This is a genomic window from Comamonas badia DSM 17552, from assembly GCF_000484635.1.
Taxonomy (GTDB): Bacteria; Pseudomonadota; Gammaproteobacteria; order Burkholderiales; family Burkholderiaceae_C; genus Comamonas_C; species Comamonas_C badia.
Map to the genome: position 1 here is coordinate 675,229 of NZ_AXVM01000001.1, position 13,746 is coordinate 688,974.

At 64.4% G+C, this 13,746-nt stretch carries 15 protein-coding genes; all 15 read right to left on the reverse strand.

The genetic code is table 11. The features are described 5' to 3' along the window. Positions 1–3: 3 nt before the first annotated feature. Positions 4–1,065 (reverse strand): 6-phosphofructokinase, encoded by a 1,062-nt coding sequence (locus K320_RS0103255; RefSeq protein WP_024537447.1) that lies wholly within the window; start codon positions 1,063–1,065, stop codon positions 4–6. Beyond that, the gene (gene nagZ / locus K320_RS0103260; RefSeq protein ID WP_024537448.1) at positions 1,062–2,144 is read right to left on the reverse strand and encodes a beta-N-acetylhexosaminidase; all 1,083 of its coding nucleotides are present in this window, start codon (positions 2,142–2,144) and stop codon (positions 1,062–1,064) included. The genes K320_RS0103255 and nagZ overlap by 4 nt, the downstream gene beginning before the upstream one ends. A gap of 46 nt (positions 2,145–2,190) precedes the next feature. Then, positions 2,191–2,598 carry a holo-ACP synthase gene (gene acpS, locus K320_RS0103265; protein ID WP_024537449.1) on the reverse strand — a complete coding sequence of 136 codons (408 nt, stop codon included), beginning with the start codon at positions 2,596–2,598 and terminating at the stop codon, positions 2,191–2,193. Beyond that, positions 2,595–3,362 (reverse strand): pyridoxine 5'-phosphate synthase, encoded by a 768-nt coding sequence (locus tag K320_RS0103270; protein WP_024537450.1) that lies wholly within the window; start codon positions 3,360–3,362, stop codon positions 2,595–2,597. Before K320_RS0103270 ends, acpS begins: the two co-directional genes overlap by 4 nt. Beyond that, positions 3,359–4,120: a DNA repair protein RecO gene (recO, locus tag K320_RS0103275; RefSeq protein WP_024537451.1), complete on the reverse strand. Its 762-nt coding sequence runs from the start codon at positions 4,118–4,120 to the stop codon at positions 3,359–3,361. Before recO ends, K320_RS0103270 begins: the two co-directional genes overlap by 4 nt. Positions 4,121–4,192: 72 nt before the next feature. Further along, entirely contained in the window at positions 4,193–5,131 is a 939-nt protein-coding gene (gene era / locus K320_RS0103280) for a GTPase Era (protein ID WP_024537452.1), read from the reverse strand. Continuing rightward, positions 5,128–5,811, reverse strand: coding sequence for a ribonuclease III (gene rnc, locus K320_RS0103285; RefSeq protein ID WP_024537453.1), 684 nt, complete (start codon positions 5,809–5,811; stop codon positions 5,128–5,130). The genes era and rnc overlap by 4 nt, the downstream gene beginning before the upstream one ends. Continuing rightward, positions 5,811–6,176 (reverse strand): DUF4845 domain-containing protein, encoded by a 366-nt coding sequence (locus tag K320_RS0103290; protein WP_024537454.1) that lies wholly within the window; start codon positions 6,174–6,176, stop codon positions 5,811–5,813. The genes rnc and K320_RS0103290 overlap by 1 nt, the downstream gene beginning before the upstream one ends. Before the next feature lie 14 nt (positions 6,177–6,190). Beyond that, the gene (gene lepB / locus K320_RS0103295; protein WP_024537455.1) at positions 6,191–7,168 is read right to left on the reverse strand and encodes a signal peptidase I; all 978 of its coding nucleotides are present in this window, start codon (positions 7,166–7,168) and stop codon (positions 6,191–6,193) included. Next, positions 7,165–8,973, reverse strand: a complete 1,809-nt coding sequence (gene lepA / locus K320_RS0103300) for a translation elongation factor 4 (protein ID WP_024537456.1) — start codon at positions 8,971–8,973, stop codon at positions 7,165–7,167. The genes lepB and lepA overlap by 4 nt, the downstream gene beginning before the upstream one ends. A 172-nt stretch (positions 8,974–9,145) precedes the next feature. Continuing rightward, entirely contained in the window at positions 9,146–10,618 is a 1,473-nt protein-coding gene (locus K320_RS0103305; RefSeq protein ID WP_211236085.1) for a DegQ family serine endoprotease, read from the reverse strand. A 97-nt stretch (positions 10,619–10,715) separates the two neighbouring features. Then, positions 10,716–11,309: a sigma-E factor negative regulatory protein gene (locus K320_RS0103310; RefSeq protein ID WP_024537458.1), complete on the reverse strand. Its 594-nt coding sequence runs from the start codon at positions 11,307–11,309 to the stop codon at positions 10,716–10,718. Between the two features lie 33 nt (positions 11,310–11,342). Continuing rightward, positions 11,343–11,975, reverse strand: a complete 633-nt coding sequence (gene rpoE / locus K320_RS0103315) for an RNA polymerase sigma factor RpoE (protein WP_024537459.1) — start codon at positions 11,973–11,975, stop codon at positions 11,343–11,345. Further along, positions 11,972–12,373 carry a hypothetical protein gene (locus K320_RS17965; protein ID WP_024537460.1) on the reverse strand — a complete coding sequence of 134 codons (402 nt, stop codon included), beginning with the start codon at positions 12,371–12,373 and terminating at the stop codon, positions 11,972–11,974. The genes rpoE and K320_RS17965 overlap by 4 nt, the downstream gene beginning before the upstream one ends. A 117-nt stretch (positions 12,374–12,490) precedes the next feature. Continuing rightward, positions 12,491–13,735: a beta-ketoacyl-ACP synthase II gene (fabF, locus tag K320_RS0103325; protein WP_024537461.1), complete on the reverse strand. Its 1,245-nt coding sequence runs from the start codon at positions 13,733–13,735 to the stop codon at positions 12,491–12,493. Positions 13,736–13,746: the final 11 nt, after the last annotated feature.

The window sequence follows — 13,746 nt, forward strand, 5'->3', positions numbered from 1 at the left end:
GCCTCAATCGCCCAGGCAGACACCGATATCACGCGCCATGACCACGAGTTCATGTTCCGGCGTGACCTTGCGCTGCACATTCGCCACCGCGGCGATCGGCACACTGCCGATGCGCGCGCCATCGAGCGTCACCATCTCGCCGAAACGCTGCGCCAGCACCAGCTCGGCGGCATGGTGGCCAAAGCGGGTCGCGAGCACGCGGTCAAACGGCGTCGGATCGCCGCCGCGCTGCACATGGCCGAGCACCGTGGTGCGCACCTCGCTCCTGAGGTGGGGCTGCAGCTGCATGCGCAGCACATGGCCGACACCGCCCAGACGCACCGGGTCGGGGCTGCCCGTCACCTGCTCGCGCACCGTCAATGCATCGCCCCTGGCCTTGGCGCCTTCGCCGATGCAGATGATGGTGTAGCGCTGGCGCTGCTCGCGCGCGCGGCAGTGGGCTGCGACGGCGCCGACGCTGTAGTCGATCTCGGGCAGCAGGATGACGTCGGCGGCACCGGCCAGGCCCGCTTCCAGCGCCAGCCAGCCAGCATGGCGGCCCATGGTCTCGACGATCATCACGCGGTGGTGGCTGCTGGCGGTGCTCTCTATGCGCCGCAGCGCCTCGGCCGCGGTCGCCACCGCGGTATCAAAGCCGAAGCTGCGCTCGCAATGCGCAATGTCGTTGTCTATGGTCTTGGGCACACCAACACACTGAATACCCGTCGCCTGGGCCACGCCATGCGCCAGGCTCATGGTGCCGTCGCCGCCGATGGCGATCACCACGTCCAGCCCCAGCATGCGCACATTGCCGGCCACCTGATCCAGCGTGGCAGCATCGCGCAGCGGATTGGCGCTGTTGCTCGTACCCAGAATGGTGCCGCCCACATGCAGGATGCCGGAAACCCGCTGCCAGTCCAGCAGCTCAACGCGCGGCACAGGCGCCATCAGGCCCTCGAAGCCGTCTTGTATGCCCAGCACTTCGCACTGCCCGTGGCGGATCAGGGATTTGGCGACGGCCCGGATCACCGCGTTCAGGCCAGGGCAGTCGCCGCCGCCGGTCAGAACGCCGACACGTAGGCTCATGGCAACCGCTCCAGCGCATGCACGTAGGCAGGGTGCAGCATGAGCGCATCCCAGGGCAGCGGCGGCATTTGCGGCAGCAGCGCCAATCGCCTGGCCTCGCTTGCCTCTTCCGGCAGCCAGCGGCCTTCGTCGCGGGCCCGTGCCAGACCGTCGATCAGCGCATCCACGGCTTTCCCGTCACCCAGGCTCTGGTTGCACAGCAGCACCATGTCACAGCCGGCCTGCAGCGCCAGCAGCGCGGCATCGCAGTAACTGAGCGCCTGTCCATCGATATGGCGTGCGCCTTCCATGCTCAGGTCGTCGCTGAAGATGGCCCCGCCAAAACCCAGGCGCTCGCGCAAGATTTCCTGCAGCCAGCGGCGGGAAAAGCCCGCGGGACGCGTATCCACCTTCGGGTAAACGACATGCGCAGGCATCACGCTGGTGAGCGTGGTCGAAAGCCACGGATAGGGCGCGGCATCATCGGTCAGGATCGCCTTGAGGCTGCGGCGGTCCACCGGCACTTCGGTGTGTGAATCGGCCGCGACAAAGCCGTGCCCAGGGAAATGCTTGCCGCAATTGGCCATGCCTGCCAGCAGCAGGCCATGCATGAGCGCGCGGGAAAGCGCCGCCACCACCCGCGGATCGCGGTGAAAGGCGCGGTCGCCGATGACGCTGCTGGCGCCGTAATCCAGATCGAGTACCGGCGTGAACGAGAAATCGACGCCGCAGGCACGCAGCTCGGCAGCCAGCACATAGCCGGTGGCGGTGGCGGCATCGAGCGCACGCATCGCGCCGCTGCCCTCCCCGCCTTTGGCATCCCGCATCCAGAGTTCACCGAGCCGGTGCATGGGCGGCAGGTGCGTGAAACCGTCGCCGCGAAAGCGCTGCACGCGCCCGCCTTCGTGGTCCACACAGACCAGCACGTCGCCGCGGACTGCCTTGACATCGGCAACCAGATGCACGAGCTGCGTTCGATCGGCCCAGTTGCGCGCAAACAGGATCAAGCCGCCCACCAACGGGTTTTTCAGCCGGCGCCGATCGGCGGCGCTCAGCGACGTGCCGGCCATGTCGATGATCAAAGGGGATTGGGTGTTCATCCAATATCTTTCATATTGATAGCTGCAAGCGCTTTATGGATAAGCGTCAAAGGCCTATTTCATTCATTTTTTCGACCACGCAAAAGCTGGCGGCGTAGTCGCTCTCGTCGCTCAGGCTGATATGGCAGCGCAGCCCCCGCTCGCCAAACCATTGCGCCAATGGACCATGCAGCCGCACCGCAGGCTGGCCGCTGGGCAGGTTGACGATCTCGCAGGCGCGCCAGGTCATGGGCATGACCATGCCCAGGCCGATCGCCTTGGAAAACGCCTCTTTGGCAGAAAAACGCGTCGCCAGGTAGCGCACGCCGCGCTCCGGCCAGCGCTGGCTGCGGGCGCGCCAGACCGTCAGTTCCGCCTCGCAAAGAATCCTGGCGGCAAAGCGTTCGCCGTGGCGGTCAAGCGATGCCCGAATGCGGCGTATGTCGCAGATGTCGTTGCCGATGCCGTAGATCATCCGTGTCCGGCCTCGGCTTGGTCAATGCACTGCAGGTAGGCGTTCACGGCGGCGCCATAGCCTCTTTCCAGCGCATCGCCAATGAAGGCGTGGCCTATGGACACTTCCAGAACGCCAGGCACGCGGGCAAGGAAGGCGCCGAGGTTGTGCAGGTTCAAATCATGCCCGGCGTTGACGCCCAGGCCCGCCTCCAGCGCCGCCTGCGCCGCGGCGGCATAGCGCCGCATCTCCCGCTCCTGTCCTTCGCTGCCCCAGGCGGCGGCATAAGGCTCGGTATAGAGCTCCACCCGGTCCGCGCCTGCAGCCCGGGCCGCCTGCATCTGCCCGGGCAGCGGATCCATGAACAGGCTCACACGCACACCCAGTTCGCGGCACTCGGCGATCAAGGGCTTGAGGCGCCCGGCATCCTGCGGAAAGTTCCAGCCATGGTCACTGGTGAACTGATCTTCGCTGTCGGGCACAAAGGTCGCCTGGCTGGGCCGCACGCGGCGGATGAACGCCATCAGGTTCTGCGTCGGATTGCCCTCGATGTTGTACTCCGCCTGCGGCCAGGCCTTGAGCAGCCCGGCCAGATCAAGCACGTCCTGCGGCCGGATGTGGCGCTGATCCGGCCTGGGATGCACCGTGATGCCGTGCGCGCCCGCGGCAAGGCAGAGTTCGGCCGCCCGCACGACGCTGGGGATGCCCAGATGGCGCGTATTGCGCACCAGCGCCACCTTGTTCACATTGACCGAAAGCTGGGTGCGGGAAGAAGCGGAAGTCATAAGGTCTGCAAATCCATAAGGAGCTGGCGCGTGCGCAGCACCGGCGAGCCGCAATGGTATTGCAGCACTGCACGCAATGGCGGCTTGAGTTCGGCCGTTACCGCGGCGCAGGCACGCAGCACGGCGACAAAGCCCTGTGGCGATTGCAAGGCGGATTCCAGCGAACGCCATGCATCGCCAGCCATGCCGCGTTCACCCTGCAGGGCCTGGCGCAAGCCGCCCTCGGCGAGCAGGACGTACACACGCTCTGGCGCCACCCGCATCTGCGTCGCAGTCTCATGGCCCAGGGCAGGAAGCAGGCCCAGCAGGCGCAGCAACGAGAGCTCGAACGCCCGCAGCACCGGCTCCAGCGCCTCGCCATGCTCGCCACTGCCCAGCACCCGAACGACACCGGCGTACACATCAAACAAGGCCGCCTGCGGGTCGTCGCGCGCCAGCAGCCGCATCAGCAACTCATTGAGATAAAGGCCCGAGAGCAGCGCATCGCCCACCGGCATGACATGGCCACCCACCCATTCCGCCCCCTTGAGCGTGTGCACCTCGCCATCCCCGCTCCCGCCCACGCTCCAGGACAGGCGCAAGGGCTGCAAGGGCAGCAGCACGGGGCGGAAGTTGGACGTGGGCTTCTTGGCGCCCTTGGCCAGCAGCACCACCCGGCCATGGCTGCGGGTGAATACCTCCAGGATCAGACTGGACTCGCTGAACGGATAGCCGTGCAGGATGTAGGCCGGTTCATCGGCGATGCGGCGGACAGCCATGGAGAGGTTGAGCGTTGGGCGTTGGGCATTGGGGTTTACGCTGAACGCCGAACGCTCAACGCTGAACCCCGCCTACTCATAGCCAAACGAGCGCACACGCGCCTCGTCATCCGCCCAGCCCGAGCGCACCTTGACCCAGATTTCAAGAAACACCTTGGCTTGCATCAGGCGTTCCAGCTCCTGGCGCGCCTCGGAGCCTATGCGCTTGAGCAGTTCGCCCTTGTCGCCAATCACCATGGCCTTGTGGCTGTCGCGTTCGACGATGATGGTCGCGGCAATGCGCACGAAGCGCCCATGCCTGGGGCTGGGTTCCTCCTGGAATTGCTCGATGACGACCGTGGAGGTGTAGGGCAGCTCATCGCCGGTGAGCCGAAACAGTTTCTCGCGCACCGTTTCGCTGGCGAGGAATTTTTCGCTGCGATCCGTGAGTTCATCCTCTTCGTGCCACCAGTCCTGTTCGGGCAGGTATTTTTCCACGATGGCCAGCAGCCGCTCGATGTCGGCCGGCTTCTTGGCTGTCATCGGCACGAATTCGGCAAACGGGTGGCGCTCCTGCATGTCGCGCAGCCAGGGGGCAATCTCCGCGCGGCGGTGCACGGTATCGAGCTTGTTGGCCACCAGCAGCGTGGGAATATTCTCCTTGAGCAGGCTCAGCACCTTGGCATCGTGCAGCGTGAAACGCCCTGCCTCCACCACGAAGAGCACCACATCCACATCGCTCACCGCGCCCATCACCGCCTTGTTGAGCGACTTGTTCAGCGCCGAGCCGTGGCGGGTCTGGAAGCCCGGGGTATCGACGAACACGAACTGCGCAGCGCCTCGCGTGCGTATGCCCATGATGCGATGGCGCGTGGTCTGCGCCTTGCGGCTGGTGATGGAGATTTTCTGGCCCACCAGCGCGTTCATCAGCGTCGATTTGCCGACATTGGGCTTGCCGACGATGGCGATCAGCCCGCAGCGCCGGTGCGCGGCATCTGCCGCCTGGGGCAAAGTGGATTCAGGATCGGTCATGGGTGCGTTTCCAGACGTTGCAACATGGCACGGGCCGCCACCTGCTCGGCTGCGCGGCGCGAGGGGCCCCGTCCATTTTCAACCAACTGTCGCTCCACCACCTCGCAGCGCACTTCAAAAATCTGCTCATGCGCCTCACCGTTCGTGCGCACGACCTCGTAGCGTGGCAATTGCATGCGTCTGCCCTGCAGCCATTCCTGCAGCGCGGTCTTGGCATCCTTGGCCGCGGTCTGCAGGCGCGCATTGAGCTGCACCCCTTCGAACAGGCGCTCCACCAGCTGCCGCGCGGCATCGTAGCCAGCGTCAAGAAAAACCGCGCCAATCAGAGCCTCCACCGCATCGGCGAGGATGGAAGGGCGTTCGCGCCCGCCCGAGCGCGCCTCACCCTCGCCCAGGCGGATGACCGGGGGCAGGCGCAGGCCCAGCGCGATGCGGTGCAGCGAATCCTGGCGCACCAGCAGCGCCCGCACGCGCGAGAGTTCTCCCTCCGGCAGATCCTGCATGTGCGTGAACAGCAGGTTGGAAACCGCCAGCTCCAGCACCGCATCGCCGAGGAACTCCAACCGCTCGTTGTGCTCGGCGCCAAAGCTGCGGTGCGTCACGGCCTGCCGCAGCAGGCGTTGACTGGAAAAACGGTGCTGCAGCCGCTGCTGCAGCGCATCCAGCAAAGAGGTATCCACTAATCGACAGAATCCTGGAAGCGATAGACCAGATAGGCCGGCCCGAACAGCGCGATCTCGCGCTCGTATTTGTAGGACACAACCACCTTGTCGTTGCGCTTGGTGATTTCAAGGTCCTTGCCACTGATGGACGTGATGTCGTCAATGGCTGCGGCGCGGTCAAAATCCGCGCGCACGCCGACGACGGTGGTCTGCTCGCGCGCCGCCTTGGTCGCTGCCTTCTTGATCGCCTGGTTTTCAATCAGGATAGGCACTGACTGGCCGCCAATCGCGAATATCGCGACAGCAAAAACGCCGATGAATACAAGTCCGAAAAACGACAGCCCGCGCTGCCGCGACCGTAGTGCATTGCGCCGTGCCACCATAGTTGCTCCCTTTGTCAGTCGAATGAACCAATGCGTTTGAGGTTACCGAAGTTCATCCAGACAAAAAAGGCTTTGCCCACGATATTCGCTTCCGGTACAAACCCCCAATAGCGCGAATCGAGCGAATTATCGCGGTTGTCACCCATCATGAAATAGTGGCCCGCCGGCACCTTGCACACCACGCCTTCGATGCTGTAGGTGCAGTGGTCGCGGTAGTGGAATTCACTCGCCCCCTGCACAAAGGCTGGCACGTCCTTGTTCAAAATGATGTTGTGCGTGTGCAGGCCCAGCTGCTCCTGCCTCTGGGCGAAATAGCGCATCGCATCCGCGTCGAAGAATTCGGGCAACTCCTTCACCGGCACTTCCTTGCCGTTGATGGTCAGGCGCTTGTTCAGATAAGCCACTTCGTCGCCTGGCACGCCCACCACCCGCTTGATGTAGTCCAGGCTCGGCTGCGGCGGGTAGCGAAACACCATCACATCGCCGCGCTGCGGTGCATTGCCTTGCGTGAGACGGGTATTGAAGACCGGCAGGCGCAGACCATAGGTGTATTTATTGACCAGAATCAGGTCGCCCACCAGCAAGGTGGGAATCATGGAGCCCGACGGAATCTTGAACGGCTCGAACAGGAACGAACGCAGCAGAAACACCGCGCAGATCACCGGGAACAGCCCTGCCGTCCAGTCCAGCCACCAAGGCTGCGCCAGCAGGCGTCCCTGGACCTCCGTGGCGCCGTCGTCGTCCGTTTTCGCGATACCCATGCGCTCGAGTTCGCCGCGCCGCTGCGCCGCCGCCTGCTGCACCGCCTGCACCGCACGCCTGCGCTGGGGCAGGAAATAAAACCGCTCGGCCAGCCAGTACAGGCCCGTCACCAGGGTTGCCAGCATGAGCAGCAAGGCGAAATTGCCTTCGATCGCGCCGAAATACCAGGCGCCCACGTAGGCGACAAAGGCCGCGAGCACAACGGCTGTGATGGCTTGCATAAACGTCAATCCTCTATTTGCAGGATGGCCAGGAACGCCTCCTGCGGCACCTCGACGGAGCCAATTTGTTTCATGCGTTTCTTGCCCGCCTTCTGTTTTTCCAGCAACTTGCGCTTGCGCGAAATGTCGCCGCCGTAGCACTTGGCCAGCACGTTCTTGCGCAGCGCCTTCACCGTCTCGCGTGCGATGATGTTGGCACCGATCGCCGCCTGGATCGCCACGTCGAACATCTGGCGGCTGATGATCTCGCGCATCTTGGCCACCACCGCACGCCCACGGTATTGCGACTGGCTGCGGTGCACGATGATGGAGAGCGCATCGACCTTCTCGCCGTTGAGCAGGATGTCCACCTTGACCACGTCGGAGGCGCGGTACTCCTTGAAGGCGTAGTCCATCGACGCATAGCCGCGCGAAATCGACTTCAGCTTGTCGAAAAAATCAAGCACGATCTCGCCCAGCGGCAATTCGTAGGTCAACATGACCTGGCGGCCATGGTATTGCATGTTGAGCTGGATGCCGCGCTTTTGGTTGGCCAGCGTCATCACCGGGCCGACGTAATCCTGCGGCATGTACAGATGCACCGTGACGATGGGCTCGCGCACCTCCTCGATGTGGCCCGGCTCCGGCATCTTGGCAGGGTTCTCGACGCGTATCACCTCGCCGCCCCCCTTGACCACTTCATACACCACGCTGGGCGCGGTGGTGATGAGGTCCTGGTCAAACTCACGTTCCAGGCGCTCCTGCACGATCTCCATGTGCAGCAGTCCGAGAAAACCGCAGCGAAAGCCAAAGCCCAGCGCCTGGCTGACCTCGGGCTCGAAATGCAGCGAGGCGTCGTTGAGTTGCAGCTTCTCCAGCGCGTCACGCAACTGGTCGTACTGGCTGGCCTCGGTGGGATACAGGCCGGCGAACACCTGCGGCTGGATTTCCTTGAAGCCGGGCAGCGCCTGCGTGGCCGGCCCGGCGTTGTTCGGCAGCTTTTTTTCCAGCGTGACGGTATCGCCCACCTTGGCCGCCTTGAGCTCCTTGATGCCGCAGATGAGGTAGCCGACCTCGCCCGCCCTGAGCTCGTCGCGCTGCTGCTGCGCCGGCGTGAACACGCCCAACTGGTTGGCCTCATAGGCAGCGCCCGTGGCCATGAGCTTGATGCGCTCACCCTTCCTGAGCCGCCCATCCACCATGCGCAGCAGCATCACCACGCCGACATAACTGTCAAACCACGAATCAATGATCATCGCGCGCAGCGGCCCGTCCGCATTGCCCCGAGGCGGCGGCACCTTGGCGACGACGGCCTCCAGGATGTCATCAATGCCCATGCCGGTCTTGGCAGAGCAGGGGATGGCATCGCTCGCGTCGATGCCGATCACGTCCTCTATCTCCTGCTTGGCCGTCTCGGGGTCGGCCTGCGGCAGGTCCATCTTGTTGAGCACCGGCAGCACTTCCACACCCAGGTCCAGGGCGGTGTAGCAGTTGGCCACGGTTTGCGCCTCAACGCCCTGGCTGGCGTCCACCACCAGCAATGCGCCCTCGCATGCCGACAGTGAACGGCTGACCTCGTAGGAAAAATCCACGTGGCCAGGCGTGTCAATGAGGTTCAGGTTGTACACCTGCCCATCGCGCGCCTTGTACTGCAGTGCCGCCGTCTGCGCCTTGATGGTGATGCCGCGCTCTTTCTCAATCTCCATGGAATCGAGCACCTGCGCCTGCATCTCGCGCTCCTGCAAACCGCCGCAGCGCTGGATGATGCGGTCGGCCAGCGTCGATTTGCCGTGGTCGATATGCGCAATGATCGAAAAATTCCTGATGTGTTTCATCCGATAACCGTATTCATGCGGTTCAGCCTTGCGCCCGACCCATGAAAAAGGGCGCGTCAGCGATACGACGCGCCCCGGATCAACTCGCTTGCAAGCGTTGGAAAGCCATTGTAGCGACGGGCAACCTACCGGTCAGGCCGCCCTCGACCCTCAATTTTACCGGTCGGCGTGCTCAGCGTTCCGGACGGATCAGGGTGTATTGCGCCCAATCGCCGCGGCGGAACATCACACTGAGCGGCTTCTTCGTGTCCGCCTTGGAAAGCAGCCCTTCGAATTCATTGACCGAACCGACATCGGTGTTGGCCAGCGCAAAGATCACGTCGCCGGCCTTGAGGCCCGCACGCGCTGCGGGGCCGTCGGCACTCACCACCTTCACACCGCCCTTGATGCGCAGCTCCCTGGCTTCATCTGCCGGCAGCGCCTGCACCACCAAGCCCCATTGCTGCGCCATCTTGGACGGCTTGTCCGCGTGCGATTTGCCGCCTTCGTCTTTCGCGGCCACGCCCTCGTCGGGCTGCACCTCGGCAATCGTGATGGACAGTTCACGTGAACTGCCACGGTGCAATACCGTGACCGTCGTCTTGGTGCCAGGCTTGGTATTGCCCACCATGCGCGGGAGGTCGGAGAATTTTTCAACCGCCTTGCCGTCGTACTGCGTGATCACGTCGCCCGCCTCGATGCCGGCCTTCTGCGCAGGCGAGCCCACCTCCACCCCGCGCACCAGCGCACCCTGCGGTTTGGCCAGGCCCATGGAGTCGGCAATGTCCTTGGTCACCGGTTCGATCTGCACGCCGATACGCCCGCGGCTGACCCGTCCGGATGCGCGCAGCTGGTCGCTCACACGCATCGCCTCATCGACGGGAATGGCGAACGAAATCCCCATGAAGCCCCCCGAGCGCGAATAAATCTGGCTGTTGATGCCGACCACCTCGCCGCGCATGTTGATCAAAGGTCCGCCGGAATTGCCGGGATTGATCGCGACATCGGTCTGGATGAACGGCAGATAGTCGCCCGTGTCGCGCTGCTTGGCGCTGACAATGCCGGCGGTGACGGTGTTGTCGAGACCGAACGGCGAACCGATGGCCATGACCCATTCGCCCACTTTCAGGCGCGAAACGTCGCCGATCCTGACAGCTGGCAGCCCCGTGGCGTCGATCTTCACCACGGCGACGTCGGAGCGCTTGTCGGCACCGATGATCTTCGCCTTGAACTCGCGCTTGTCGGTCAGTGTCACCATCACCTCGTCGGCGCCATCGACGACGTGGGCATTCGTCATCACATAGCCGTCCGCCGTGAGGATGAAGCCCGAGCCCACGCCGCGCGGCTGCTCCTGTTGCGGGCCGCCCGGGCGCTGTCCGCGGCGACGCGGCATGTTGGGAACGGGAATGCCGAAGCGCCGGAAAAACTCCAGCATGTCCTCATCGGGCCCGTCGGAAGCGCCATCGGCATCGACCTTTTCCAGCGTGCGGATGTTCACCACCGAAGGCCCCACCAGATCCACCAGTTCGGTGAAATCGGGCAAGCCGCGCACGATGGGGGCCGATTGCGCCTGGGCCTGCTGTGGCACCAGCGCCGCTCCCGCCGCGAGCGCAAGCGCAAGCGCACCGGCCAGAGTCACGGACCACAAGCCGCCTTTCACGTTCATGCACCACTTCATCGCCATCCTCGCTCTCTTCAGTCTTCAACAAAAAGAACCGCCCCCAAGGGGCGGCCCGTGCGCAGCCTCGACCGATCAGGCCCGCTCAGCGCCGGGACTGGCCCTGCAGGCCGACGTTGCGCAAAAAGGGCTCGCGCTGCTGCACGCTCATGCCGCCATAACGCCCAGATTGACGCATCAGTTCATCGAGCTGCGGATCACGGATCACGCCCTGTTCATTGACCAGCAGTCGAACCGGGGATTGCACCCCTGCGTTGCTTGCCAGCTGCATACCCGCAGCCGGCGGCGCACCGAGGTTGGAATACGCCGTCCAGCCCAACGCCACCGCCGCTGTCAGTGACGCAAAGCCTGCCGCGAGCTTCCAGTGCCACACCGAGGCATTGGCGGCCTCCGCCGCATGCGTCTGAAGGCTGACCACGGCGGGCTCGGCGTCGGAAGCCAGGACCGCGGAGGGACGCTCCTGGGCAATCCGGGTGCGCAGCCCCTCCAGCATGGAAGCATCCAGCATGGGCATGGCCGCCACCCCGCGCATCACGTCGCCAATGACGTGGTAGGTCTGCCACGACGCTCTGCCTTCATCGGTCCGCGCATAGGCCAGCGCCTGCGGACACTCATGACCCGGCAGTTCACCATCGGCCAGCGCCGACAGGCATTCACGCATTGATACTTCATCGTTCATGGTGTCATTCCCATTCAGCCAGCTTCACCACCATCACCAGCGCTTGCCCGACTGGCGCTCCAGCAAGGGCTTGACTTTGGCCGAAATTGCCTCGCGCGCACGAAAAATCCGTGAACGCACCGTACCTATGGGGCAACCCATCACCTGCGCGATTTCCTCATAGCTCAAGCCTTCAATCTCGCGCAACGTCACCGCCTGGCGCAACTCCGCCGGAAGCGCCTCGAGCGCCAGATTGACCGCTTGCGCCACTTCCTGAGCCGCAAGCACGGTTTCCGGCGTCTCGTCGGTGGTTAGTTCACGGGTCAGCACAGAAGTTTCATCATCGTCCTCTGCAGCCCCGCGCAAGGCGCTTTCCGTGATCAAGGGGTCGCGCTTGAGGTCCATGAGCGACTTTTTCGCCGTGTTGACGGCAATCCGATAGAGCCAGGTATAGAACTGCGCATCCCCACGGAACTGGTGCAGCGCGCGATACGCCCGCAGAAACGTCTCCTGCGCAATATCCTGCACCAGATCAACGTCGCGCACCATGCGCCCGATCAGCCGTTCAATGCGCCGCTGGTACTTGATCACCAGCAGCTCATAGGCATGCTGGTCGCCCGCCACCGTGCGCTCCACCAGTTGCAGATCGCTATTGAGCGGGTCGCCGGGCTCCGGTCTGGGGTTCATACGCCACCACCTCTCGCGGCCATATCGGCGGCCAGGGCGCGGCGCAGGCTGGGCCAGCGCCGCGGCAGGCGGCGCCGTTCAAGCCACAGCCATTCACTGGCGCCGCTTTGGCGTTTCACAAGCAACAACAGGCTCGACTGCAGATCCAGGCATACCCGGGGCGACAGGCAATGCGCCTGCGCCCAGCCTCCCATCGTGATCGACCAACCCTCGCCACCGCCCCAGGCAAGCTCACCGCCTGCCGTGCCACGCCACCAGGCCACCGCCAGCAAGGCGCAGACCAACCAGCCGCCAAGACCAAGGACGTATGGACCAGGCCGCACCTGCTGTCCGGCGAGCCACAGCACCACAACGGCCAACCCCAGCAGGGATGCCCCCAGCGCTGCCCACGCGAGCACGCGCGGTCTGGAAAAAGGATAGCTGACTGCGGGCGGGAGATATACGGTAGCGGGCATCTGGAATCACTTGGGCGGCTCTGTCCGGCACCCTATCCGGCGCCCGGGCGGGCGCTCATGTCAAACGCGCCGGAACACCAGCGTGCCATTGGTTCCGCCAAAGCCGAAGTTGTTCTTGACAGCGATCTTGAGAGCCATGTCGCGCGCCGTGTTGGCGCAGTAATCCAGGTCGCATTCAGGGTCCTGGTTGGCCAGGTTGATGGTCGGCGGCACCTTCTGTTCGTGCAGCGCCAGCACGGTGAAAACGCTTTCGATGCCGCCGGCGCCGCCCAGCAGGTGGCCCGTCATGGACTTGGTAGAGCTCACGACCACCTTGCGCGCCGCATCGCCCAGCGCCGCCTTGATGGCGTTGGTTTCATTGATGTCGCCCAGCGGCGTGGAGGTGCCGTGCGCATTCAGGTAATCCACCTCGTCGGGGTTGACACCGGCATTGCGCAAGGCAGCGACCATCGCGCGGCGCGGCCCATCCATGTTGGGCGCCGTGATATGTCCCGCATCGGCGCTCATGCCATAGCCGGACAGTTCGGCGTAGATTTTTGCGCCGCGCGCCTTGGCATGCTCGTACTCCTCAAGCACCATGACGCCCGCGCCCTCGCCGAGCACGAAGCCATCGCGGTCCTTGTCCCAGGGGCGCGATGCCGCCTGCGGATCGTCGTTGCGCGTGGACAGAGCACGCATTGCGGCAAAGCCGCCCACGCCCAGCGGCGAGACCGTGGCCTCGGTACCGCCGGCGACGATCACATCGGCATCGCCGTATTCGATCTTGCGCGCCGCCTCGCCGATGCAGTGCAGGCCGGTCGTGCAGGCCGTCACCACCGACAAATTGGGGCCCTTGAAGCCAAAACGCATGGACACATGGCCCGCCACCATGTTGATGATGGATGCGGGTACAAAGAACGGCGTGATGCGCCGGGGGCCCCGGCTGGCGAGTTCGGCATGGGTGTCTTCGATCAGCGGCAGACCGCCGATGCCCGAGCCCACGATGCAGCCTATGCGTTCGGCCAGTTCCTCGCCGAGCGCTTCGCCCGTGGGCAGCCCGGCATCGCGCACCGCCTCGTCCGCCGCGGCGACACCGTAATGGATGAAGGCATCCATGGTGCGCGCTTCCTTGGGCGTCATGTAGGCGTTGAGGTCAAAACCCTTGACTTCGCCCGCAATGCGGCAGGAAAACGCCGAGGCGTCAAACCGGGTGATGGGACCAATGCCGGAGCGGCCGGCAAGGATGCTGGCCCAGGCCTCACGCACCGTGTTTCCCACGGGAGTGACGCAGCCCAGACCAGTCACGACGACGCGACGTCGGCTCATGCGTTCAGCTT

Bases quoted from the DNA above. Each gene is read 5' to 3' on its own strand.
- K320_RS0103310 (WP_024537458.1), bottom strand. From the start codon at position 11,309: ATGAACGATGAAGTATCAATGCGTGAATGCCTGTCGGCGCTGGCCGAT.
- recO (WP_024537451.1), bottom strand. From the start codon at position 4,120: ATGGCTGTCCGCCGCATCGCCGATGAACCGGCCTACATCCTGCACGGC.
- fabF (WP_024537461.1), bottom strand. From the start codon at position 13,735: ATGAGCCGACGTCGCGTCGTCGTGACTGGTCTGGGCTGCGTCACTCCC.
- K320_RS0103305 (WP_211236085.1), bottom strand. From the start codon at position 10,618: ATGAACGTGAAAGGCGGCTTGTGGTCCGTGACTCTGGCCGGTGCGCTT.
- acpS (WP_024537449.1), bottom strand. From the start codon at position 2,598: ATGATCTACGGCATCGGCAACGACATCTGCGACATACGCCGCATTCGG.
- rpoE (WP_024537459.1), bottom strand. From the start codon at position 11,975: ATGAACCCCAGACCGGAGCCCGGCGACCCGCTCAATAGCGATCTGCAA.
- nagZ (WP_024537448.1), bottom strand. From the start codon at position 2,144: ATGAACACCCAATCCCCTTTGATCATCGACATGGCCGGCACGTCGCTG.
- K320_RS0103255 (WP_024537447.1), bottom strand. From the start codon at position 1,065: ATGAGCCTACGTGTCGGCGTTCTGACCGGCGGCGGCGACTGCCCTGGC.
- K320_RS0103270 (WP_024537450.1), bottom strand. From the start codon at position 3,362: ATGACTTCCGCTTCTTCCCGCACCCAGCTTTCGGTCAATGTGAACAAG.
- lepA (WP_024537456.1), bottom strand. From the start codon at position 8,973: ATGAAACACATCAGGAATTTTTCGATCATTGCGCATATCGACCACGGC.
- K320_RS0103290 (WP_024537454.1), bottom strand. From the start codon at position 6,176: ATGGTGGCACGGCGCAATGCACTACGGTCGCGGCAGCGCGGGCTGTCG.
- era (WP_024537452.1), bottom strand. From the start codon at position 5,131: ATGACCGATCCTGAATCCACTTTGCCCCAGGCGGCAGATGCCGCGCAC.